Source organism: Pseudomonas sp. MIS38, from assembly GCF_019891575.1.
Classification (GTDB): domain Bacteria; phylum Pseudomonadota; class Gammaproteobacteria; order Pseudomonadales; family Pseudomonadaceae; genus Aquipseudomonas; species Aquipseudomonas putida_A.
Map to the genome: position 1 here is coordinate 158497 of NZ_JAFLXF010000007.1, position 20541 is coordinate 179037.

The 20541-nt window shown below is 60.1% G+C and carries 25 protein-coding genes and 1 tRNA gene; 17 read left to right on the forward strand and 9 right to left on the reverse strand.

All coding sequences use genetic code 11. The features are described from left to right. Position 1: 1 nt before the first annotated feature. From J1G18_RS10905 to J1G18_RS10925, 5 genes are all read left to right on the forward strand, one after another. Positions 2–763 (forward strand): MBL fold metallo-hydrolase, encoded by a 762-nt coding sequence (locus J1G18_RS10905; protein ID WP_047598088.1) that lies wholly within the window; start codon positions 2–4, stop codon positions 761–763. 28 nt (positions 764–791) lie between these two features. Next, on the forward strand, positions 792–1505 hold the full coding sequence (gene purC, locus J1G18_RS10910) for a phosphoribosylaminoimidazolesuccinocarboxamide synthase (RefSeq protein WP_007963288.1): 714 nt from the start codon (positions 792–794) through the stop codon (positions 1503–1505). Between the two features lie 84 nt (positions 1506–1589). Beyond that, positions 1590–1679: transfer RNA gene (locus tag J1G18_RS10915), tRNA-Ser, on the forward strand. A 346-nt stretch (positions 1680–2025) separates the two neighbouring features. After that, positions 2026–2280, forward strand: coding sequence for a type II toxin-antitoxin system HicA family toxin (locus J1G18_RS10920; RefSeq protein WP_081730304.1), 255 nt, complete (start codon positions 2026–2028; stop codon positions 2278–2280). Further along, on the forward strand, positions 2277–2609 hold the full coding sequence (locus J1G18_RS10925; RefSeq protein ID WP_047598089.1) for a type II toxin-antitoxin system HicB family antitoxin: 333 nt from the start codon (positions 2277–2279) through the stop codon (positions 2607–2609). Before J1G18_RS10920 ends, J1G18_RS10925 begins: the two co-directional genes overlap by 4 nt. Positions 2610–2726: 117 nt before the next feature. Here J1G18_RS10925 and J1G18_RS10930 read toward each other — a convergent pair whose 3' ends face one another. Together J1G18_RS10930 and J1G18_RS10935 are read right to left on the reverse strand one after the other, a co-directional pair. Beyond that, the gene (locus tag J1G18_RS10930; protein ID WP_027614505.1) at positions 2727–2933 is read right to left on the reverse strand and encodes a hypothetical protein; all 207 of its coding nucleotides are present in this window, start codon (positions 2931–2933) and stop codon (positions 2727–2729) included. 138 nt (positions 2934–3071) lie between these two features. Further along, positions 3072–3263 carry a YegP family protein gene (locus J1G18_RS10935; protein ID WP_007963291.1) on the reverse strand — a complete coding sequence of 64 codons (192 nt, stop codon included), beginning with the start codon at positions 3261–3263 and terminating at the stop codon, positions 3072–3074. Positions 3264–3539: 276 nt separating this feature from the next. Here J1G18_RS10935 and J1G18_RS10940 point away from each other — a divergent pair, with 276 nt between their 5' ends. From J1G18_RS10940 to J1G18_RS10970, 7 genes are all read left to right on the forward strand, one after another. Continuing rightward, positions 3540–4505 carry a glycosyltransferase family 2 protein gene (locus J1G18_RS10940; protein ID WP_027614506.1) on the forward strand — a complete coding sequence of 322 codons (966 nt, stop codon included), beginning with the start codon at positions 3540–3542 and terminating at the stop codon, positions 4503–4505. 3 nt (positions 4506–4508) lie between these two features. Then, positions 4509–5219: a class I SAM-dependent methyltransferase gene (locus J1G18_RS10945; protein WP_027614507.1), complete on the forward strand. Its 711-nt coding sequence runs from the start codon at positions 4509–4511 to the stop codon at positions 5217–5219. After that, positions 5216–5602: a GtrA family protein gene (locus J1G18_RS10950; RefSeq protein WP_139055261.1), complete on the forward strand. Its 387-nt coding sequence runs from the start codon at positions 5216–5218 to the stop codon at positions 5600–5602. Before J1G18_RS10945 ends, J1G18_RS10950 begins: the two co-directional genes overlap by 4 nt. Next, a complete protein-coding gene (locus tag J1G18_RS10955) occupies positions 5599–7704 on the forward strand; it encodes a DUF6311 domain-containing protein (protein ID WP_210557895.1) in 2106 nt (701 codons plus the stop codon). Before J1G18_RS10950 ends, J1G18_RS10955 begins: the two co-directional genes overlap by 4 nt. 81 nt (positions 7705–7785) lie before the next feature. After that, entirely contained in the window at positions 7786–8706 is a 921-nt protein-coding gene (locus J1G18_RS10960; protein WP_027614510.1) for a LysR substrate-binding domain-containing protein, read from the forward strand. Positions 8707–8882: 176 nt separating this feature from the next. Continuing rightward, positions 8883–10091 carry a low temperature requirement protein A gene (locus J1G18_RS10965; RefSeq protein WP_098967677.1) on the forward strand — a complete coding sequence of 403 codons (1209 nt, stop codon included), beginning with the start codon at positions 8883–8885 and terminating at the stop codon, positions 10089–10091. A gap of 52 nt (positions 10092–10143) precedes the next feature. Then, positions 10144–10509, forward strand: coding sequence for a 5-carboxymethyl-2-hydroxymuconate Delta-isomerase (locus J1G18_RS10970; RefSeq protein WP_223007634.1), 366 nt, complete (start codon positions 10144–10146; stop codon positions 10507–10509). Positions 10510–10512: 3 nt separating this feature from the next. Here the strand turns inward: J1G18_RS10970 and J1G18_RS10975 are convergent, their stop codons facing one another. After that, positions 10513–11448: a LysR family transcriptional regulator gene (locus tag J1G18_RS10975; RefSeq protein ID WP_027614513.1), complete on the reverse strand. Its 936-nt coding sequence runs from the start codon at positions 11446–11448 to the stop codon at positions 10513–10515. Between the two features lie 200 nt (positions 11449–11648). After that, positions 11649–12830, reverse strand: a complete 1182-nt coding sequence (locus J1G18_RS10980) for a cyanate transporter (RefSeq protein WP_098967680.1) — start codon at positions 12828–12830, stop codon at positions 11649–11651. Between the two features lie 254 nt (positions 12831–13084). On the opposite strand from J1G18_RS10980, the gene rnd reads away from it, so the two are divergent. The 3 genes from rnd (at position 13085) to J1G18_RS10995 (ending at position 15559) form a co-directional block, all read left to right on the forward strand. After that, complete coding sequence (gene rnd, locus J1G18_RS10985) at positions 13085–14218, forward strand: ribonuclease D (RefSeq protein WP_098967682.1); 1134 nt, start codon at positions 13085–13087, stop codon at positions 14216–14218. After that, positions 14215–14508 (forward strand): YcgL domain-containing protein, encoded by a 294-nt coding sequence (locus J1G18_RS10990; RefSeq protein ID WP_047598109.1) that lies wholly within the window; start codon positions 14215–14217, stop codon positions 14506–14508. The genes rnd and J1G18_RS10990 overlap by 4 nt, the downstream gene beginning before the upstream one ends. Positions 14509–14626: 118 nt before the next feature. Further along, a complete protein-coding gene (locus J1G18_RS10995; RefSeq protein WP_098967683.1) occupies positions 14627–15559 on the forward strand; it encodes a D-2-hydroxyacid dehydrogenase in 933 nt (310 codons plus the stop codon). Positions 15560–15683: 124 nt separating this feature from the next. Here the strand turns inward: J1G18_RS10995 and J1G18_RS11000 are convergent, their stop codons facing one another. After that, entirely contained in the window at positions 15684–16277 is a 594-nt protein-coding gene (locus tag J1G18_RS11000) for a nitroreductase family protein (RefSeq protein WP_098967685.1), read from the reverse strand. A gap of 165 nt (positions 16278–16442) precedes the next feature. Here J1G18_RS11000 and J1G18_RS11005 point away from each other — a divergent pair, with 165 nt between their 5' ends. Then, positions 16443–16892: a YcgN family cysteine cluster protein gene (locus J1G18_RS11005; RefSeq protein WP_098967686.1), complete on the forward strand. Its 450-nt coding sequence runs from the start codon at positions 16443–16445 to the stop codon at positions 16890–16892. Positions 16893–16928: 36 nt separating this feature from the next. Then, complete coding sequence (locus tag J1G18_RS11010; RefSeq protein WP_223007635.1) at positions 16929–18158, forward strand: hypothetical protein; 1230 nt, start codon at positions 16929–16931, stop codon at positions 18156–18158. A gap of 120 nt (positions 18159–18278) precedes the next feature. Here the strand turns inward: J1G18_RS11010 and J1G18_RS11015 are convergent, their stop codons facing one another. From J1G18_RS11015 to J1G18_RS11030, 4 genes are all read right to left on the reverse strand, one after another. Then, on the reverse strand, positions 18279–18656 hold the full coding sequence (locus tag J1G18_RS11015; protein WP_096796610.1) for a DUF2892 domain-containing protein: 378 nt from the start codon (positions 18654–18656) through the stop codon (positions 18279–18281). Between the two features lie 82 nt (positions 18657–18738). After that, the gene (locus tag J1G18_RS11020) at positions 18739–19209 is read right to left on the reverse strand and encodes an RNA methyltransferase (protein WP_007911337.1); all 471 of its coding nucleotides are present in this window, start codon (positions 19207–19209) and stop codon (positions 18739–18741) included. 192 nt (positions 19210–19401) lie between these two features. Next, on the reverse strand, positions 19402–19773 hold the full coding sequence (locus J1G18_RS11025) for a YajD family HNH nuclease (RefSeq protein WP_003222612.1): 372 nt from the start codon (positions 19771–19773) through the stop codon (positions 19402–19404). Positions 19774–19822: 49 nt separating this feature from the next. Next, positions 19823–20509: a spermidine synthase gene (locus tag J1G18_RS11030; RefSeq protein ID WP_003222615.1), complete on the reverse strand. Its 687-nt coding sequence runs from the start codon at positions 20507–20509 to the stop codon at positions 19823–19825. Positions 20510–20541 lie beyond the last annotated feature (32 nt).

Consider the following 20541-nt stretch of genomic DNA (forward strand, 5'->3'; position numbering starts at 1 on the left):
CATGCGCTTTGCCGTTCTCGGCAGCGGTAGCCAAGGGAACGGCACGCTGATCGCCAGCGCTGATACCTATGTGCTGGTGGATTGTGGTTTTTCCCTGCGGGAAACCGAAAAACGCCTGTTGCGTCTGGGGGTTCACCCGGCGCAACTGAGCGCGATACTCGTAACCCACGAACATGCCGACCACGTGCATGGCGTGGGTTTGCTGTCTCGGCGCTACAATCTGCCGGTCTACCTCAGTCGCGGCACACTGCGCGGGATGCGCAAACCGATCGAACCCGCAGGCTTTCTGGCCGGCGGCGAGCAGCTGCAGATCGGCGCACTGAACATCGGGGTCATTGCCGTGGCCCATGATGCGCAGGAGCCGACCCAGTACGTATTCAGTGATAACGAGCAGCGGCGCTTCGGCCTGCTGACCGACCTGGGTTCCTATTGCGAGCGGGTGCTGGACGGCTATCGGGATCTCGATGCGTTGATGATCGAGTCCAACCACTGCCGCGACATGCTGGCCCGTGGTCACTATCCGTACTTTCTCAAGCAACGGGTGGGCGGCGAGCTGGGACATTTGAACAACCATCAGGCGGCATTCCTGGTGGCCGAGTTGGGGTGGCAGGGCTTGCAGCATCTGGTTCTCGCCCACCTGAGCAGCAAGAACAACCTGCCGCAGCTGGCCCGGCAATGTTTCGTCGACACCCTCGGGTGCGACCCGGACTGGCTGCAACTGGCCGATCAAGATTCAGGGCTCGACTGGCGCCATATCGCCTAGCCCATCTACTTAGCAAGCGGAGCCCATCATGGAAAAACGTGAAGAACTCTACCGCGGCAAAGCCAAATCGGTTTACAAGACCGACGACGCTGACCGTTTGATCCTGCTGTTTCGCAACGACACCTCGGCGTTCGACGGCAAGCGCATCGAGCAGCTCGACCGCAAAGGCATGGTGAACAACAAGTTCAACGCTTTCATCATGCAGAAACTCGAAGCGGCCGGCATTCCGACCCAATTCGACAAACTGCTGGGCGACAACGAGTGCCTGGTGAAGAAGCTGGACATGATCCCGGTCGAGTGCGTCGTGCGTAACTACGCTGCCGGCAGCCTGGTAAAACGTCTGGGCGTCGAAGAGGGCATGAAGCTCAACCCGTACACCTTCGAACTGTTCCTCAAGGACGACGCCAAGGGCGATCCGTTCATCAATGAATCCCACGTCGTGGCATTCGGCTGGGGCACCGCCGAGCAACTGGCACGCATGAAAGAACTGTCGCTCAAGGTCAACGAAGTCCTGAGCAAACTGTTCGACGACGCAGGCCTGCTGCTGGTGGACTTCAAGCTTGAGTTCGGCGTGTTCAGCGACGGCTCGATCGTCCTCGGCGACGAGTTCAGCCCGGACGGCTGCCGCCTGTGGGACAAGGACACCAAGAAGAAGATGGACAAAGACCGCTTCCGCCAGGGCCTCGGTGACGTCATCGAAGCCTACGAAGAAGTCGCCAATCGTCTGGGTGTACCGCTTTAATCGACGCAAGCATCTGATAGCACGAAGAAAATTTTCGAAAGAGGGTTTGCTTTCGGCAGAAGTGTTGTTATGATGCGCGCCGTTGGAGAGATGCCAGAGTGGCCGAATGGGACGGATTCGAAATCCGTTGTACCTTCACCGGTACCTAGGGTTCGAATCCCTATCTCTCCGCCATATATAGAAAAAGCCCCGTAGCTGAGAAGCTACGGGGCTTTTTTGTTTCTGCTCGCTTGAGTAATCAGCAAATCCTGTCGCCGGAACCCGAGGTTGAAAACTCGATAATCGGATGTGACTCGATTGATGCCGGTTCGTACGTAACTCTCGGAGTCTACCTACAGCTCTATTTCCAATCACTCCTTATCCTGACCTATGTGCCCAATATTGACCGGATTCGGATAAAAAGACGCCGTTTTCAAGCTTGGAGGGTGGCGTTGTCCGCTTGTTCAAGGGGGCGCTTCATGGATCAGCGATATGAATCGCGATTGTCAATTTTTCCTGCGCGGTATCATGGTGTAATACTATGAACAACAAACAACTCGGTACGCTCGCAGCTATATTTTCACGACCCACACCCGCCACGTTGGAATGGGCGCGCATCGAGTCTCTGTTCAATGCGGTCGGGGCCAGAACCGTGGAAGGCAATGGTTCGCGAGTTCGGTTTGAATTAAGAGGTGTGGTTGCTACGTTCCACCGACCTCACCCGGATAAAGAAGCAAAGCCCTATCAGGTTCGTGATGCTCGGGCTTTTCTTGAACAAGCAGGAGTCACTCCATGAACGTGATGAATTACAACGGGTATGCAGCCCGAATTGAATACAGTGATGAAGACGGTCTTTTTGTTGGTCATATCGCTGGGATCAAGGACGTTGTAGGTTTTCATGGCGAATCTGTAAAAGAGCTTCGGTCAGCGTTCGAAGAGGCTGTTACTGACTATCTGGAGACTTGCGCAAAACTGGGCCGTGCTCCTCAAAAGCCTTATTCGGGCAATCTCAGTCTGCGTTTGGCGCCAGCTCTTCATGCGACTGTTGCCGTAAAAGCGCAATTGGCTCAAAAAAGCATTAATCAGTGGGTTGCGGATGTTCTTGACCGAGAGGCCCATGCCTAGCTTGATTCTGGTCTGGAGGTTGTACGTCGTTCCCGAACAGAGCAAATAGCCCCGTAGCTGAGAAGCTACAGGGCTTTTTTGTATCTGCGAGCTTTACCAAACACCCGCCTCAGCCACTCACGGCTGCGGATGCCCGAGCTTCTGTTTGATCAGGTCATACACTTCCTTGTGCGTCGAGTTGCGCAGGGTGTTGTCCTTGCAAGCCGAGGCCAGGAAGGTTTTCACTTCGTCCTTGGCGTGCGGATAGAGGCTGGCGACGTAGTCGGCTTCGTGTGTTTGGGTGCAGTTGAAGTGCTTGTCGTCTTTCGCTTTGTCTCTAGCCATGGTGCGGCTCCTTTTTAGTTTGAACGTCATTTGGCGAAACAGGGCTGTATGGCCCCGTACGCTGAACAGCGTAGGGGCGCAAAAGTGCTTTGCCAGTGCTTCAGACGAAAAAGGAAGAGGCTGTAGGACGCGGCGCCATCAGATTTCCTTCACCGGCGTCTCCCCCTGCACACCCTTGATCAACTCGATCACGTGTAAACAATCGGCCTTGTTCACATACGACTCGCCACTGGCAATCGTCTCGTGGTTCCCCGCCCGCAGTCTCCAGCGCCATTGGCCTTTGCCGGTGCTCGGGGTGCCTCGGGATTGCCTGTAGATCTCGAAATACATTCAGTTCGCTCCTTGCGATGGTGTTTGCGACAACCTGTGTGGCGCATCGTCGCAAGCCTAGCGGAGCGAGTTTTTTTCGCTATCGGGTATTTGTTTCCAATCGTTGGCAGATGTTTCTGAAGAGTGCGGGCTAGAGCGCACGCATCGGCGTCTGGATTGGCCAGAATGTCGCCCTTTGCACCTTGCAAGGCTATCGGCGCTACTGCTTAATACGGGACGGCTCATGGCGTTGAAAATGCTTCGACGACCGACAAACACTATAAAAAGAGCACTCCATTGACTGAGCATGGAACGGCACAGGCCACACGGGTCACGTTATCGCTGGTTGTCCCGGTTTTTAACGAGGAGGACAGTCTCGACGCGTTCATTCTGCGCATCGATGAAGTCTTCCAGCACCAAGCCTCAATTGCTTTGGAGCTGGTGTTCATCAATGACGGCAGCACTGATGCCACACTTGAGCGGCTGCTGGATCGTCAGCGGCACGACTCGCGGCTGCGCATCGTCGATCTGAGCCGTAACTTCGGCAAAGAGGCGGCGTTGTCTGCGGGATTGCAAATCGCCAACGGGCAGATTGTGGTGCCTATCGATGCCGATCTGCAGGACCCACCCGAAGTCATTCTGCAAATGATCGAGCGATGGCGCGAGGGCTATGAAGTGGTGCTCGGTCATCGCGTCAGCCGCCGCAGCGACACCTGGGCCAAGCAGACGTCGGCGCATTGGTTTTACCGCCTGCACAACAAGATCGCCGAGCAACCGCTGCCGGAAAACGTCGGCGATTTCCGCCTGATGGACCGTTGTGTAGTCGATGCCTTGCTGACTTTGCCCGAGTCCCGGCGCTTCATGAAGGGCCTGTTCGCCTGGGTCGGTTTTCGGACTACCCACGTTGATTACGAGCGGCCCGAGCGCGTGGCGGGGCAGAGCAAATTCAACGGCTGGCGGCTGTGGAATTTTGCCCTGGAAGGCATCACCAGTTTCAGTACCGAACCGTTGCGGATCTGGACTTACATCGGCGCCGCGGTGTCGCTGGTGTCCTTTGCCTTTGCCATTTTTATCGTGTTGCGCACGCTGATCCACGGCGTCGACATGCCCGGTTATGCCTCGCTGATGGTGGCCGTGACGTTCCTCGGTGGCCTGCAATTGATTGGCATCGGCGTACTCGGCGAGTACCTCGGCCGCACTTATATCGAATCCAAACGCCGGCCGGTTTTTCTGGTGCGTCGCGTCTACGACCCCAAGGACTGAAACATGGATCTCAAGGAAACCGATATCCTCGGCGACAGCATCGGTGAGCATTGGTATTACTGCTCCAAAGCGGCGGCGACTCGTCGTCTGCTCGGTGATGTACCGATCACGCGGATTCTCGACGTGGGCGCCGGCTCGGGTTTCTTCTCCCATCACCTGCTGACTCAAACCGATGCGCGCGAAGCGTGGTGCGTCGACATCAGTTACCCCGCCGATTCCGATGCGACCACCGCCGGCAAACCGGTGCATTACCGCCGCGATATCGACGCCATCGACGCCGATCTGGTGCTGCTCATGGATGTGCTGGAGCATGTCGACGATGACCTTGGTCTGCTCAAGGCTTACGTTGACAAGGTGCCGTCCGGCAGCCGTTTCCTGATGACCGTGCCGGCGTTCCAGTTCCTGTGGAGCGGTCACGACGACTTCCTCGAACACAAGCGCCGCTACACCCTGCCGCAGTTTGAAACCCTGGCCCGTGATGCCGGTTTGAGCGTGCAGCGCGGTGCCTACTATTTCGGCGCGGTGTTTCCGATCGCTGCGGCGTTGCGTTTGCTGCCCAAAGGGCCGCAGGCCGCAGCGCCGCAGTCTCAGCTCAAACGCCATCATCCCTTGGTCAACGGCGTGCTCAAGACGTTGTGCAGCCTCGAACTGCCGCTGATGAGCCACAACCGTCTGGCCGGGCTGAGCGTGTTCGTGCTGGCGCAAAAACCGTGACTTCAGTTGAAAGGAAAACGCTGATCCAGCGCGGTCTGCGCTTTGCCATGACCGGTCTGTTCGTCACCGCGCTGCATGCGCTGGTGGCTGTGCTGTTCATCAATTTCGTTGCGCCGCAACCGCCGCTGGCCAACGGAGTGGCGTTTGCCGTGGCAACGGTGGTGTCCTACTTGATCAATACCACTTGGAGTTTCTCGGCTCGGTTGCACGGCAGAACGTTGCTGCGATTTTTATCGGTATCGGCGTGCGGTTTTCTGTTGGCGATGTTTGTCGCCTGGGCCGCGCAGGTGGCCGGGTTGAATTATCTGTTGGGCATTGTCGCGGTGGCGCTGACGATTCCGGCATTCACGTTTGTCTTGCACAACTTCTGGACGTATCGATGAAGCTCTCCGCAACACATCGGGCGACTGCGCTGCTGCCCGTGCTCTTGGGAATTCTGGCGTTTTTCATTGTGGTCGGCCCACGTGCCTTGAACCCGATGAACATTGCATGGCTGGGCGACGGCGACCCCGCCACGCACTATCAGGGTTGGGTTTTTTTTCGTCATTCGCCCTGGACGTTTCCACTGGGGCTGAACCCGAGCTATGGGCTGGAGTTGGGTAACGGGATAATTTTCTCGGATTCCAATCCGTTGTTCGCCTTTATCTTCAAACCGTTCTCAGCCCTGTTGCCTGAACCTTTCCAGTATTTCGGCCTGTGGCTACTGACGTGTTTCGTTTTGCAGAGCTGGTTTGCCTGGAAGCTGATTGGCCTGTTCAGTCGCGACGTGGCGTTGCGTTTGCTTGGTGCAGGAATGTTTTTGTTCATTCCGGCGATGATCGTCCGCATGAGCGTACATCTGTCCCTGGCTGGGCATTTTCTGTTGCTGGCAGGGTTATATCTGGCATTGCGCCCCTTTACGCCGAAACGCCGCCTCGCCTGGGGCGCGCTGCTGGCGGCGGCTGCGCTGGTGCACGCTTATTTGCTGGCGATGGTTGCGTTGATCTGGCTTGCCGACCTTGCCGCGAAAACCCTTCAGCGGCGCCAGACGCCGGGTAAGGCCTTGATCGAGTTGATCGGTCTGTTTCTGCTGGTCAGTGTCTGCTGCTGGCAGGCGGGTTATTTCAGCATAGGCGACAGCGGTCTGGCGTTGATGGGGTATGGCCTGTTCCGGGCGAATGTGCTGACCTTTTTCGATGCGGGTGTCTGGTCCTATACCTTGCAGGACATGCCGGGTGTACTGGGCGACGGCGACGGGTTCGCATTTCTGGGCCTGGGCGTGATCTGCCTGGGGATCTTTGCCTTGGTGCCGGTGCTGCAAGGGACGACTGACCTGGGAGCCAAGGCTCGCCGTTACCCGTTGGTTTTGCTCGCGCTGGCAGGGCTGGCGATATTCGCCGTTTCCAACAATATCGGCATAGGGCCATTCGAATTCAGGATTCCGCTGCCGGATGCGGTGGTTGCCGTGGCCACGATTTTTCGTGGCTCGGGGCGAATGATCTGGCCGCTCATGTACATGGCCATTTTTGCGATCCTTTATGTAGTGATTCGCGGGCACTCCTCGCGCGTGGCGCTGATGCTGCTGAGTGTGGCGCTGGTGGTTCAGGTGGCAGACACGCGCGCCGGCTGGGCGGTGTCGCGCGGTTTCTTCATGGCCACGCCGTCGCCCACATGGAAGACGCCATTGGTCGACCCGTTCTGGGAGCAGGCGGCGAAGCGTTATCAGGCAGTGCGCTGGCTGCGACCGGAGAATTATCCGGAACAGTGGATGACCTTGGCCGACTACTCGGGTCGCCATCACTTGCCGACCAACGCGGTCTACCTTGGGCGCGTCAGTACGGTTGCCACTGAAGCCGCTCAAGCGGTGTCGGATCGAATGGTCAGTTCTGGAAACTATGCAGCCGATACCCTGTACGTGCTCAGTAACCGTACTGTGCTGGAAGCAGCTCTGACCTTGAATCGCGACACCGATGTGCTCGCCAGAATTGACGGGTTGAACGTGTTGGCGCCGGGCTGGAAGCGTTGCGCCGACTGCCTGCCGATATCGGCCCCGGACCCATTGACGCTGATCCCGCCACTCAAGTCGGGCGAGAGAGTCGTGTTCAATCCCAGCAGTCTGGCGACGTTTTTCCTCGGTAAAGGGTGGGCGAACAATGAACCGTGGGGCACCTGGTCCGAGGGGAATGAGTCGCAAATTGCCCTGCGGCCGACTGCTCGGGTGCACTCGTTCTTGCTGGAAACCACTGCGCTGCTGGCCCCTTCACACACCGAGCAAGCAGTGGAAATTTTCGTCAACGATGTACGCGTGCTGTCCACCCGGCTGGTCAAGCCTGAAGCGAATCGCCTGAATGTCGAGTTGCCGGTCGAAGTGCAGCAGCGTGTCGAGCAACAAGGTGTGCTGAATATTCGTTTCAAATACGCCAACGCTATCAGTCCGGGGGAGTTGGGCATGGGCAAGGACATGCGCAAGCTGGCGATCGGGATACAGGCGTTGACGGTGAATTGAGCCGGTGTTGTTCCTTTCGCCCATAGACGCTGTCCATGGGCCTTTCTAAACTGCCCGCAGACCGGGGAGTAGGGGCAATGGATGAATCGAAATGAATTACGCAAGGCCGACATCAATCTGATGGTGGTGTTCGAGACCTTGATGCTCGAACGCAACGTGACCCGGGCGGCGGAGAAGCTGTTTCTCGGCCAGCCGACCATCAGTTCGGCGCTCAATCGCTTGCGCGCGATGTTCAACGATCCGCTGTTCATTCGCGTCGGCCATCGCATGGAGCCGACTGCCCGGGCCGAAGAGCTGTTCAAGTACCTGTCGCCGGCCCTTGACTCGCTGTCGGTGGCGCTGAGCCTGACTCACGATTTCGACCCGGCCGTGAGCAACATGACGTTCCGGATCGGCCTGTCCGATGACGTCGAATTCGGCCTGCTGCCACCGTTGCTGCGGGCGCTGCGTCAGGAAGCACCCAGCGTAGTGTTCGTGGTGCAACACGTCGACTACTGGCGCATCCCCGACCTGCTGGCCGCCGGCGACATCACCGTCGGCATCAGTCAGACCCGGGGCCTGCCGGCCAATGCCAAGCGCAAACTGCTGCGGCATATCCAGCCAAGCATCCTGCGCGCCGACGCCTCGGATTCGCCGCTGACCCTCGATGAATACTGTTCGCGCCCACACGTACTGGTGTCGCACACCGCCAACATCAGCGGCTATGCCGATGAGTGGCTGGCGGAAATCGGCCGCACCCGGCATGTGGTGTTGTCGGTGCCGCAATACAGTGCGCTGCCGGCATTGCTGGCCGGCACCGACCTGATCGCCAGCCTGCCGGACTACACCGCCGAAGCCATGGCTGCCTCCGGGCTGTTGTTCAAGGAACCGTTTCCGTTCAAGACGCCGATGCTGGATCTGTCGATGGTCTGGCTCAGCCACGTCGACAGCGACCCGGCCGAGCGCTGGCTGCGTTCGCGGCTTGAGGCGTTCATGAGCGAACGGCCACTGACCGCCCCCTGAATCCCACCACAAATCTCCCCTGTAGGAGTGAGCCTGCTCGCGATGAGGGTGTGTCAGTCGACATTGATGTTGTCTGACACGACTCCATCGCGAGCAGGCTCACTCCTACAGGGTTTGCGTTCGTCTGGTCGGGCTGCTTTGCTCAATGGCAATGACCCCGGCTGGAGACTTGTCCGATGAGCATTTCCCGATCGTTGCTGCGTGGGCGCGGCAGTCTCGACAGTGGCAAGGTCGGCATGGTCGAGTTGTTTTTCGATCTGGTGTTCGTGTTTGCCGTGACTCAGCTCTCGCATTCGTTGCTCGCGCATTTGTCGATCCTGGGCGCGGTGCAGGTGGCGCTGTTGATGGTCGCGGTGTGGTGGGTGTGGATTTTCACTTCGTGGATCACCAACTGGCTCGACCCGGAAAAATTGCCGATCCGTCTCGGCCTGTTCGGGCTGATGATCGCCGGTCTGTTGCTGTCGTCCTCGATCCCCAAGGCTTTCACCGAGCGCGGGCTGATGTTTGCCTCGGCGTTCGTGTTCATGCAGGTCGGGCGCACGTTGTTTGCGATCTGGGCGGTGCGTGGCGAATCGCTGAGCATGACCCGCAACTTCCAGCGGATTCTGGCGTGGTTGATGTGCTCCGGCGTGTTCTGGATCGTCGGAGCCTTTCTTGACGGGCAACAACGTCTGCTGTGTTGGGCGCTGGCGCTGCTGATCGAGCTGATCTCGCCTTCGCTGTATTTCTGGGTGCCGGGGCTGGGGCGTTCGTCGTTGAGCGACTGGAACGTCGAAGGCAATCACATGGCCGAGCGCTGCGCGCTGTTCGTGATCATCGCCCTGGGCGAATCGTTGCTGGTCACCGGCGCGACGTTCGCTGAACTGACGCTGAGCGCAACCGGGATCATGGCGTTTCTGGTGGCGGTGCTGGGCAGCATCGGCATGTGGTGGGTGTACTTCGACAGCGGCGCCGAGCGCGCGCATCACCGCATCGCGCATTCGAGCGATCCCGGGCGCCAGGCGCGCATCGCCTACACCTACCTGCACGTGCTGATTGTTGCCGGGGTGATTGTCAGTGCGGTGGCCGACGAACTGGTGCTGGTGCACCCGGATCACGCCAGTGACGCCGGGATCCTGGTGATCGTGGGCGGGCCATGGCTGTTTCTGTTGGGCAATGCGCTGTTCAAGTGGGTCATGTCCGACCGACCGCTGCCGCCGTTGTCGCATCTGGCGGGGCTGGTGTTGCTCATGCTGGCGCTGCCATTGGCGTTGAATCACTGGTTTTCGGCGCTGGTACTCGGGGCGCTGACCACGGCGATCGTGGTGCTGGTGGCGCTGTGGGAAAGCCTGGCATTGCGTCAGGCGTCGGCCTCGATAACCTCGGAAAAAGCCGCAGGAGAGTAGGGCAGCGCTGTGGTATATGTACGACCTTTCTGCCGACTGACTGGAGCACCCCATGCCACACCTGCACATGGAATACACCGCCAACCTGCCGCAGTTGAACGCTGATGTGGCGTTGATCCGGCTCAACAACGCCCTGGTGGGTTCCGGTCAGTTCGCTGCGGAGTTTGATATCAAAAGCCGGGCGGTGAAGGTCGAGACCTTCAAGGTCGGTACCGGCATGGGTGAGCGCGCTTTCGTCCATGTGAAACTGGCGCTGCTCAGTGGTCGCTCGCCGCAGATCAAGAAGCAGCTCTCGGATAGCCTGCTGGCGGTGTTGCAGGATCTGTGCGAGTGGCCGGCCGGAGTTGAAGTGCAGTTGTGTGTGGAGTTGCTCGATATCGACCGCGATTCCTACACCAAGACCGCCATCGGCATGTAGGACTCAGGCCGCTTCCAGCTCACTGCACACCTTGATCACCTGCTCGCGCAGCCAGACGTTGGCGCTGTCCTGATCGGCGTTCTGGCTCCATTGCATGTCGAGGGTGAACCCCGGCAGGCCGTTCGGCGCCTCGCAGTGATTGAACACCGCGTCGTTGGTCAGCAGGCGCTGGATGCGCCGGGGCAGGGTGAGGATGAAGTCGGTGCCGGTGATCATCTTCAATGCCGCGCTGTAGCTGTTGGAGCGCGCGACGATCTGCCGCTTTTGCGCCTGACGCGCCAGCCAGCCGTCGACCATGTTGGTGGTGGAGGTCCACGGTGTCGGGAACACGTGCCGCCGTTCGGTGAAGGCCTGCAGGCTCAGGCGCGGTTCCAGCGGCGTGGCGCGTTTGTCGAAGACACAGACCAGATCGTCCTCCAGCAGCATCCGCGATTTAAGGTCGGTGTGGCTGCGGTGGAAGTTGGGGCCGAAACAGATCACCAGGTCGAGGCTGCCGTCGCGCAGTTCGTCGGCGGGTACATCGGTCTCGAACTTGTGCATGTTGACCACCACCGGCAAATCGTCGAAGTCGAAACGCTTCAACAGCCGTGGCAGCACCAATTGCTCGAAGTATTCCGGGGCGCAGATATTGAAGGTCACCGCTTGCCGGGTCGGATCGAAGGCCGGGGCGCCGGCGTGGCACAGGTTGATGCTTTCGAGGATCTTCTGCACATGGCCGTACATGGTGCCGGCCTTGTAGGTGGGACGCATGCCCGTGCGGGTGTTGATGAACAACTCGTCTTCGAAACTGGTGCGCAATTTTTTCAGGCAATAGCTGACAGTGGACTGGCTGACGCACAGCGTCTCCGAGACATCCGTGACGCTGCTTTGCTCATACACGGCGATAAACACCATGAGGTCCTGCATGTCGAGCTTTCGAAGCAAGTTACTGTTCAGCATCCGTTCCGTCCCGCTGTGCTCCTTGCGCTGAATCCGCGCAAACGTGTGCGCATGATCGTAGCGGAACGATGGTGCCAGGACAAAGCCCTGTAGGACGTTTCGATGTCGCTAGTGGGACAGAAAGTTTTAGTAACACGACGTCGACAAATAAACCGCAAAAAGATGGCAACAGGCCTCTAGCCCAGCGGCGGCATTCGGCTTCAACGGATGTGTCGGGCGTACAGCCGAGGGTCGAAGCGCAGCACTATCAGCAGCATCACCACCATCACTGCGGTCAGCGACCACCAGGCCCATTCAAAGCTGCCGAGCCGGTCGCGGATGATTCCGGCCAGCAGCGGCGAAAGCCCGGCGATCAAGTAGCCGATGCCTTGCACGAACGCGGTCAGGCTGCCGGCGCGCTGCGGGTTGTCGAGGTGATCGAGGGAGACAATAAGGCTCATCGGAAACAAGCCGCCAATCCCCAGCCCCAACAGGCACGGCCACAGCAGGCTGAGGTGTTGCGGGCTGAGGATCAATCCGCAGAAACCGGCAATGATCAGCAACAGCAACGTAGCCAGAATCAGGCGACGATCACGGCTGCGGTTGGCGATGGCCGGCGTCAGCAACCCGGAAATCACCTCCATGGCCGTCAGAAAACCCAACAGCAGGCCGGCGTGCTGTTCGCTCCAGCCTTGTTCCACGTAGTACGGCGCCAGCCAGGCGAGTACGCAGGTGTAGGACGCCGTGCCGAGGCCGAAGAAGAAGGCCAGCAGCCAAGCGCGGGAGCTACGCGTGAAGGACTCTTTTCCTACAGGCGTGATCTGGAGGGATGACGGGATCGACTGTGTCCACCAGACCAACAACGCGAGCAAGGAAAGTGCCGCCCAGATCGCCAAGCCGATGCGCCAGCTGCCGGTCTGCCCCAGCACCAGCGGCGAAAATGAGGCGGCCAGCGCGGCGCCGCCCATGATCGATGTGACATACAGGCCCATGCACAGCGCCACATGGTCGGGGAAGCGTGACTTGATCAGCACCGGCATCAGCGCCTGAATCAGGGCGATACCCATCCCGGCCAGCACCGCGCTGCCAATCAACTGCGGTGCCGAATCGAGCACCAGCCGCGACAGTGTCGCCAGACCGATAATCCATAGCGACAGGATCACCGTGCGTTGCTCGCCTAGCCGGCGGCTGATGCCGATGCCGAAAAACATCGCCAGCCCCATCGCCATCACTGGCAGCATGGTCAGCAGCGAAGCCACGCTGAAACTCAGCGGGATATCGCCACGAATTGCCGACAGCAACGGCCCGACGGCGGCCATGGATGGGCGCAGATTGAGTGCGACGAGAATGATCCCGAACATCAGCCAGGCAGCGGGGCGGGTGTTGGCGCGGACGTTTTCCATCGGCAGACTCTGGATTGCGGAGGCTGTCGATTAGGCGGCGCGCAGCACTTATCGGCAAATCAGATTTCCCGAGCATTATTTAAAAATTAAATATGGCTCTCCTACATGGGGAGGTTCGGATTCCTCTTGCTGATCACGCTGTAAGACTATTCTTTCTTTCTGGCAGGACATTTCGTTACAGCTCTGGCCCAGCGCAGGCGCGTAAAACGCCGGCGGCGATATATACTGCGCGCCATTCTTCAAGGGAGAGCCGTGTGGCCATCGATATTCACTGGATTCGCGACAACGAAAGCCTCGCGCAGTTTTGCGCCGAGTGGCAGCAACTGCCGTTCGTTGCCCTCGACACCGAATTCATGCGGGTCGACACCTTCTACCCGATTGCCGGTTTACTGCAGGTCGGCGACGGCAAACGCGCCTACCTGATCGATCCGCTGACCATCGACGCCTGGCAACCGCTGGCGGCGTTGCTGGAAAACCCGGCGGTGCTCAAAGTCCTGCACGCCTGCAGCGAAGACCTCGAAGTGCTGCTGCGTCTGACCGGCAGCCTGCCGGCGCCGTTGTTCGACACGCAACTGGCGGCGGCCTACCTGAACCTCGGGTTCTCGATGGGCTATTCGCGGCTGGTGCAGGAAGTGCTGGGCATTGAGTTGCCGAAGGGCGAAACCCGTTCCGACTGGTTGCAGCGTCCACTTTCCGACACTCAAGTCAGCTACGCCGCTGAAGATGCGGTGCATCTGGCGGAAGTTTTCGTACAGCTGCGGCCGAAGCTGTCCGACGACAAATTCGCCTGGGTGCTGGAGGACGGCGCCGAACTGGTCGCCAACCTGCGCCGCGAGACCGACCCGTACGAGGTCTACCGCGAAGCCAAACTGGCGTGGAAACTGTCCCGTGCGCAACTGGCGGTGCTGCGTGAGTTGTGCGCCTGGCGTGAAAAAGAAGCCCGCGCCCGTGATCTGCCGCGCAACCGCATCGTCCGTGAGCACTCGCTGTGGCCGCTGGCCCGCACGCAGCCGGACAACCTCGCCGCGCTGGGCAAGATCGAAGACATGCACCCGCGTACCGTGCGTCAGGACGGCCAATTTCTGCTTGATCTGATCAAGCGCTCTGGCAGTGTGGGGCCTGATCAATGGCCGCCGGCGGTGCCGGAACCATTGCCGGTCGAAGCGGCTGCGCTGATCAAGCAACTGCGCGCCCTCGGCCAGGTCGAAGCCGAACGCCTGGGCATCGCCCCGGAACTGATGCTGCGCAAGAAAACCCTCGAAGCGCTGGTTAAAAGTGGCTTCCCCGAGGGGCCTTATCAATTGCCTGAGTCGCTGCGTGGCTGGCGCCGCGAACTCATGGGCCAGAAGCTGCTCGACAGCCTGGCCACCGCCGGAGAACAGCCTTGAAACGTATTTGCTCCATTTATCAAAGCTCCAAGCGAAGCGGGATGTACCTTTATGTGCTCAAGAGCGATGCTCTGGAGCGTGTGCCGGAACCCCTGATGCTGGCGTTCGGCAAGCCGAAACATTCCTTCGATCTGGTGCTGTCGCCTGAGCGCAAGCTGGCCAGCGAGGACATCGTCGTGGTCCTGGAAAACCTCGACAAGCAGGGTTATCACTTGCAGATGCCGCCGGCCGAGGACGAGTACATCGAACACCTGCCCGAAGAATTGCTGCGACGCAACGACCCGGTCTGATCTGCGAGGCCCTGTTCTGGGCCTCTTGCCACCCTGGAACTGATTTTACGGCGACGACCGCCACGAAGGAGCGCGACTCCTTCGGCGGTTGCCTGCACGGTTTGCGAAAGGTTTGAAGATGCGCGTTCTGATTGCTGAACACGACCACGCGGTGTACGCCCGGCTGCTGCGTCAGGCGGCCCCCGAACTTGAAGTACTGACCAGTGGCGACTCTGCCGAACTGGCCCGGCAGGCGGCCGATTGCCCGGTGTGGCTGGGGCAGCCGGATCTGCTGGCGACCCTGCTGCGTCAGGGCCATCAGCCGCAATGGCTGCAATCGACCTGGGCCGGCATCACGCCGTTGCTCGCTGACGGCTTGCGCCGCGATTACCGCCTGACCCGCGCAGTGGGGATCTTCGGTCAGGTGATGGCCGAATACGTGCTGACCTACATGCTTGGCCACGAGCGTGAAGTGCTGGCGCGCCTGGTCAGCCAGGTCGAGCGCAAGTGGGACAACCGCACCGGCCAGAGTCTGGTCGGGCGCAAGGTGTTGATCGTTGGCACCGGCGATATCGGCCAGAGCGTGGCGCAGTTTCTGCTGCCGTTTGGCGTCGAGCTGTACGGCATCGCCAGCAGCGCGCGCGAGCAGGCGCCGTTCGTCGAAGTCGGCTCGATGGCGGATCTGCCACGGCTGGTGGGCGCGGTCGATTACGTGGTCAATCTGCTGCCGAATACCGAGCACACCCACGACATTTACGACGCGGCGCTGTTCAAGCAATTCAAGCCGACCGGGCTGTTCATCAACGTCGGGCGCGGCGTGGCAGTGGTTGATGCGGATCTGGTGGAAGCCCTGAAGGAAGGGTATCTGGCCGGTGCGGTGATCGACGTCTGCCGTCAGGAGCCGTTGCCGCAACGCCATCCGTTCTGGACCGCCTGGGGCCTGCTGCTGACCGGGCACAGCTCGGCACCGACGTCGCCGGCGTTGATGGTGCAGTTGTTTGTCGAGAACCTGAAGGCGTATCAGGCGGGAGAAGCGTTGCGCGGGGAAGTGGATTTCAACCGCGGATATTAAATCCACCGCGATACCTGTAGGAGTGAGCCTGCTCGCGATGGCGTAGTGTCAGTCGACATTGATGTTGTCTGACACTACGCCATCGCGAGCAGGCTCACTCCTACAGTGGTTTTTGCATGGTGGCTTAGAGGGTGAAGTTGCCTTCCGCTACCAGCTCGCTCAGCGGGCGACGCGGGCTCGGCACTTCACGAGCCTGCAGGTATTCGGCCAGGGTCGCCTTGTCACCCAGCTTGCCGATCGCGACCGCCGCATGCAGCGCATAACCTTGCGGAATGTTCAGCTCCTTGCGGGCCAGCTCCTGATCGAAACCGGCCATGCCGTGGGTGTGCCAGCCGCTGATGCTCGCTTGCAGCGCCAGGTGGCCCCAGGCCGAGCCGGTGTCGAAGGTGTGCCACAGCGCCGGGGACTCTTCGCTGGCGCCGGGGGCGGTGAAGGTGGTTTTCGAAATCACGATCACCAGCGCCGAAGCGTGTTGCGCCCAGCTGCGGTTGAATTCATTCAGCAGGCCCAGGAAGCGCTCCCAGTTCGGCGTGTCACGGCGCGCATACAGAAAGCGCCATGGCTGCGAGTTGTAGGCCGACGGCGCCCAGCGTGCGGCTTCGAAAAAGCTCAGCAGGGTTTCTTCCGGGATCGCTTCGCCGGTGAAGGCGCGGGGCGACCAGCGCTCGGTGAACTGCGGGTGAATGGCGTAATCGGCGACGCGAGGGTTGGCACTCATCGAAAGATTCCTTGCTGTGTTTGAGTCATGAATTCGTGGCAAAACCCTACTGGGCGGCGATTCGGCTGACAAGCGCGATTTACCGACAGTCGCCAGCGCTTGGCCCGCAAGGCCTTGGGCACTAGACTGGCGGCCTTTTCACCACCTGATGTTGATGCTTGAACCATGGCCGCCATAGTCGAACCGTTCTGGAAACGCAAAACCCTCGAGCAACTGGATCACGAGGAATGGGAATCGCTGTGCGACGGCTGCGGTCTGTGCTGCCTGCAGAAACTCGAAGATGAAGAAGACAACAGCGTCTATTACACGCGCATCGCCTGCAAACTGCTGGACCTGAAAACCTGCCAGTGCAGCGACTACCCGAATCGCATCAAGTTTGTCCCGGACTGTATCCAGCTCACTCCTGGCCAGGCCGAAGAATTCAAATGGCTACCGCCGACCTGCGGTTATCGTCTGGTCAGTGAAGGCAAGGATCTGCCGCTGTGGCACCACCTGGTGTGCGGCGATCGTGACGCCGTGCACCACGAACGGATTTCCCAGTCCGGGCGCATGCTCGCCGAAGGCAGCGTGCCGGAGGACGACTGGGAAGATCACCTGATTTTCCGGGCTGGTTAAGCACCAAGGGTTTCCAGGATTCAACAAGGAGTGTGTATGGCTGGGGGATTGCTGCGGGCATCGCTGATCGGCCTGCTGGCGCTAAGCGCGCCGGTGTGGGCGGCAAAGAAGGTCGATCTGGATTACCACGTGCGCCTGTTGCCGCAAAGCGATCAGGCCGAAGTACGCCTGACCCTGGCCAAAGGCGAAGCGGTGCGCAGTCTCGACTTTGACCTCGGTGACGGCAGCCATTACAGCGACTTCAAGGCCGACGGCCAGTGGCAACTGACCCCGGGCAAACAGACCCGGGGCCTCTGGCGCCCGATCGGCGACAAGCCCAGCCTGACTTATCGCGTCAGTATCAGCCACGGCCGCAAGAGCGGCAGCTTCGACACGCGCATGACCCCGAGCTGGGCGCTGCTGCGTGGTGATGATCTGGTGCCGCCGGCCAGGCTCGATCAGCAGGATGGCATCGAGCTGGTGTCGCGTCTGCAATTCGAACTGCCCAATGGCTGGCAAAGCGTTGAAACCGCCTGGCCGCGCATCGGCAAGAACAAATTCCGCATCGACAACCCGTCACGCCTGTTCGACCGCCCGACCGGCTGGATGCTCGCCGGTCACCTCGGCAGCCGCCGCACCCGCCTGGGCGAAACCGAAGTCACCGTGGCCTCACCGCAAGGGCAGGGCATGCGCCGCATGGATGTGCTGACCTTGCTGACGTTCGTCTGGCCGCAGGTGCAAGCGGTCTATCCCCGGCATCCGAAGAAACTGCTGATTGTCGGCGCCAACGACCCGATGTGGCGCGGCAGCCTCGGTGCGCATGAGTCCATTTACCTGAACACGCGTTTGCCGCTGGTCAGCGAGAGCGGCAGCAGTGCGCTGGTGCGCGAGCTGGCGCAGGTGTTCGGGCGCATTAATGACGAACAGCGCAGCGACTGGATCAGCGAAGGCTTTGCCGAGTACTACGCGATCGAACTGGTGCGGCGTGCCGGGGGAATGAGCGATGAGCGCTATCAGGCGTTGCAGGCGAAGTTGACCAAGGACAGTCAGAAAGTCACGTCCCTGCGCGGCGAGCAGATCAGCCCGGCGCAAGTTGCCAAAGCGGTGGTTGTGCTGCAGGAACTCGATCGCGAGATTCGCTTGAAGACGCGCAACAAACGTTCGCTGGATGATGTGTTGCGCGGGGCGATGCATCTGGGGACGGTGAGTACCAAGGAGTTAGTGCAACTGGCCGAGAGTGTTCTGGGCGAGTCTTCCAAAGTCCTCGATAGCGCATTACTTCAGTAATACCGCCTTCGCGAGCAAGCCCGCTCCCACATTTGATCGCATTCCAACTGACGGAACCCGGTTCAATGTGGGAGCGGGCTTGCTCGCGAAGAGGCCAGAAGCCTCACCGAAAATTCAGGCTCAAACCCCAGCCTTCGGCGATTTCACCGAATCATTGCCGGTCACTGTCGCGGTGCTGGTCGCCGCTTCGGCATTGGCCTTGAGCTGGCTCAGTTCTTCCCCGGCCCGTTCGATCTTCGCCCGCACGTTATTCATGTCCTCACGGCTTTTCTCCAGCAGGCTTTTCACCGAGCTGTGCCCGGTGATGCCACGGGCCATCGCCACGCCGCCAATCGCCACCTGAATCAGACCGAACACGCCGCCACGGCGCAGGCCTTTGCCGACCATGATGACGCCACCGGCCAGCGAGCCGATGCGCTCCCAGCCCTGGACGTTCTGCTCGGTCGGGCTCTGGAACGGGGTGGAATCGATACGTTGGACGCGTTTGAGTTCGGTCATGATCTGTCTCCCAGGCAATGTGCAATAGATAGATAAGCTGACTGCCGCAGCGGCCGGCTCGTTCCATCGGATGTGCGACGTTTCAGCGGAATTTCGGCCCGGAGCGGGTATTCAGGCCCTTGGCCATGCGGTCGTAGAGCACGACGTTGACCGTGGCTGCCAGATTCATGCAGCCGGTGGTCGGGATGTACACGACGTCTTCGCACCAGTCGCGGATCTCTTTATCCAGCGAGCCGTCTTCCGGGCCGAAGATGTACAGCGCACGATCCGGGTGGGTGTATTCGGGCAACGGGCGGGCGCCCTCGACCAGTTCCACGGCGACCGGGACGCAGTTGAGCGGGAGGATCTTTTTCAGGTCGTCGATGCCGATCAGCGGGATGTCGTAGTGCACGCGCTTGGTGTCGGTGACGAAATCGGCGGCGCGTTCATAACGCTTGCCGGTGTAGAACACCGACGCCACGCCGTAACAGCCTGCGGCGCGCATCACCGAACCGACGTTCTCCGGTGATTTGGGGTTGTACAAACCAATGCAGCTGTAACGTTTGTCTGCCACGAGCGGGGTGCCTTCGGGAAAAAGAGGGCGATTATACGGGGATTGGGCGGTTGTGGTCAGACCTGGGATTATCGGTGCCCGAACGGCCGCCTTCGCGAGCAAGCTCGCTCCCACAGTGGTTTTGTGTATGACACCGATCCAGTGTGGGAGCGAGCTTGCTCGCGAAGGGGCCAGTCGGGCCAATGAAGAACTTTAATCTTCTTTTTTCATCAACCCGGCGAGGGCAGCAAACGGGTTATGCGTGGCCTTGGCGATTTTTGGTGTGCTCAGCGAGCCGTCGCCGAAATATTGCTGGTCGGTGTAGCGCGAGTGTTCGTTGTCGTGGCAGTACAGGCACAACAGCTCCCAGTTCGAGCCGTCCTGCGGGTTGTTGTCGTGGTTGTGGTCGCGGTGGTGCACGGTCAATTCGCTCAGACGCTTGCCGGAAAACTCACGGGCGCAGCGGCCGCAGACGTGCGGGTACATCTTCAGGGCCTTGTCGCGGTAGCCCATTTCCTTGTCGCGCTGGTTGTCGGCAAGGATGCGATCGAGCTTCGACGTGTTGGTCGGGGTGGACGAACTCATGGGTTCACCTTTGTAAAAAGACTAATGACGGTTATGTGCAGAGTTTAGCTCAGCCCTTGAGCTTCTCGGCAATCCAGATCGTGTGGCGGGTGCCCTTGTTGCCGTGGGCGAAGACCTGGACTTCTTCGGCCTTGAACCCGGCCTTCTTCAATTTGTCGGAAAACTGCCGGTCAGCGCTGGCCGACCACACCGCCAGCACACCTTTGGGCCGCAGGGCCTTGGCGCAGGCGTTGAGGCCAGCGGCGGAGTACAGCCAGCTGTTGGCCTTTTGGGTCAGGCCTTCGGGGCCGTTGTCGACGTCGAGCATGATCGCGTCGAAGCCGTTCGGCTCGCTTTGCAGGACCTTGGCCACGTCGTCCTGACGGATCACTGTGCGCGGGTCGAGCAATGGTCGTCCGGACTTTTCACCGAGCGGCCCGCGATTCCACTCGACCACGCCGGGCACCAGTTCGGCGACCACCACCTCGGCACCCTTGCCCAGATGTTTGAGCGCCGAGGCAAGGGTGAAACCCATGCCCAAACCGCCGATCAGCACCCGTGAATTCGGCCGGCCGGCGACCTTGCGGCAAGGGATTTCGGCCAGCGCATCTTCCGAACCGTGCATGCGCGTGTTCATCAATTGCCCGCCGTCGCCACCCTGGATCTTGATGACGAAATCCTCGCCATACTCGAACAGGCACAGGGCGCCACCGTTGTCAGGGATCGGCGTGGTGTCGAGCAGAACGAAACGTTTCATGGAAATCTCTACAAGGGGGAAGGCAAGCAGGC

What these genes read in the sequence shown, in the direction of transcription:
- J1G18_RS11010 (WP_223007635.1), top strand. Translation starts at nt 16,929, where the DNA reads ATGGCTGGGGGATTGCTGCGGGCATCGCTGATCGGCCTGCTGGCGCTA.
- J1G18_RS10905 (WP_047598088.1), top strand. Translation starts at nt 2, where the DNA reads ATGCGCTTTGCCGTTCTCGGCAGCGGTAGCCAAGGGAACGGCACGCTG.
- J1G18_RS10955 (WP_210557895.1), top strand. Translation starts at nt 5,599, where the DNA reads ATGAAGCTCTCCGCAACACATCGGGCGACTGCGCTGCTGCCCGTGCTC.
- J1G18_RS10980 (WP_098967680.1), bottom strand. Translation starts at nt 12,830, where the DNA reads ATGGAAAACGTCCGCGCCAACACCCGCCCCGCTGCCTGGCTGATGTTC.
- J1G18_RS10960 (WP_027614510.1), top strand. Translation starts at nt 7,786, where the DNA reads ATGAATCGAAATGAATTACGCAAGGCCGACATCAATCTGATGGTGGTG.
- purC (WP_007963288.1), top strand. Translation starts at nt 792, where the DNA reads ATGGAAAAACGTGAAGAACTCTACCGCGGCAAAGCCAAATCGGTTTAC.
- J1G18_RS11025 (WP_003222612.1), bottom strand. Translation starts at nt 19,773, where the DNA reads ATGAGTTCGTCCACCCCGACCAACACGTCGAAGCTCGATCGCATCCTT.
- J1G18_RS11015 (WP_096796610.1), bottom strand. Translation starts at nt 18,656, where the DNA reads ATGACCGAACTCAAACGCGTCCAACGTATCGATTCCACCCCGTTCCAG.
- J1G18_RS10935 (WP_007963291.1), bottom strand. Translation starts at nt 3,263, where the DNA reads ATGTATTTCGAGATCTACAGGCAATCCCGAGGCACCCCGAGCACCGGC.
- J1G18_RS10975 (WP_027614513.1), bottom strand. Translation starts at nt 11,448, where the DNA reads ATGCTGAACAGTAACTTGCTTCGAAAGCTCGACATGCAGGACCTCATG.
- J1G18_RS10965 (WP_098967677.1), top strand. Translation starts at nt 8,883, where the DNA reads ATGAGCATTTCCCGATCGTTGCTGCGTGGGCGCGGCAGTCTCGACAGT.
- J1G18_RS11000 (WP_098967685.1), bottom strand. Translation starts at nt 16,277, where the DNA reads ATGAGTGCCAACCCTCGCGTCGCCGATTACGCCATTCACCCGCAGTTC.
- J1G18_RS10925 (WP_047598089.1), top strand. Translation starts at nt 2,277, where the DNA reads ATGAACGTGATGAATTACAACGGGTATGCAGCCCGAATTGAATACAGT.
- J1G18_RS10945 (WP_027614507.1), top strand. Translation starts at nt 4,509, where the DNA reads ATGGATCTCAAGGAAACCGATATCCTCGGCGACAGCATCGGTGAGCAT.
- J1G18_RS10930 (WP_027614505.1), bottom strand. Translation starts at nt 2,933, where the DNA reads ATGGCTAGAGACAAAGCGAAAGACGACAAGCACTTCAACTGCACCCAA.
- J1G18_RS10920 (WP_081730304.1), top strand. Translation starts at nt 2,026, where the DNA reads ATGAACAACAAACAACTCGGTACGCTCGCAGCTATATTTTCACGACCC.
- J1G18_RS10970 (WP_223007634.1), top strand. Translation starts at nt 10,144, where the DNA reads ATGCCACACCTGCACATGGAATACACCGCCAACCTGCCGCAGTTGAAC.
- J1G18_RS10995 (WP_098967683.1), top strand. Translation starts at nt 14,627, where the DNA reads ATGCGCGTTCTGATTGCTGAACACGACCACGCGGTGTACGCCCGGCTG.
- J1G18_RS11030 (WP_003222615.1), bottom strand. Translation starts at nt 20,509, where the DNA reads ATGAAACGTTTCGTTCTGCTCGACACCACGCCGATCCCTGACAACGGT.
- J1G18_RS11005 (WP_098967686.1), top strand. Translation starts at nt 16,443, where the DNA reads ATGGCCGCCATAGTCGAACCGTTCTGGAAACGCAAAACCCTCGAGCAA.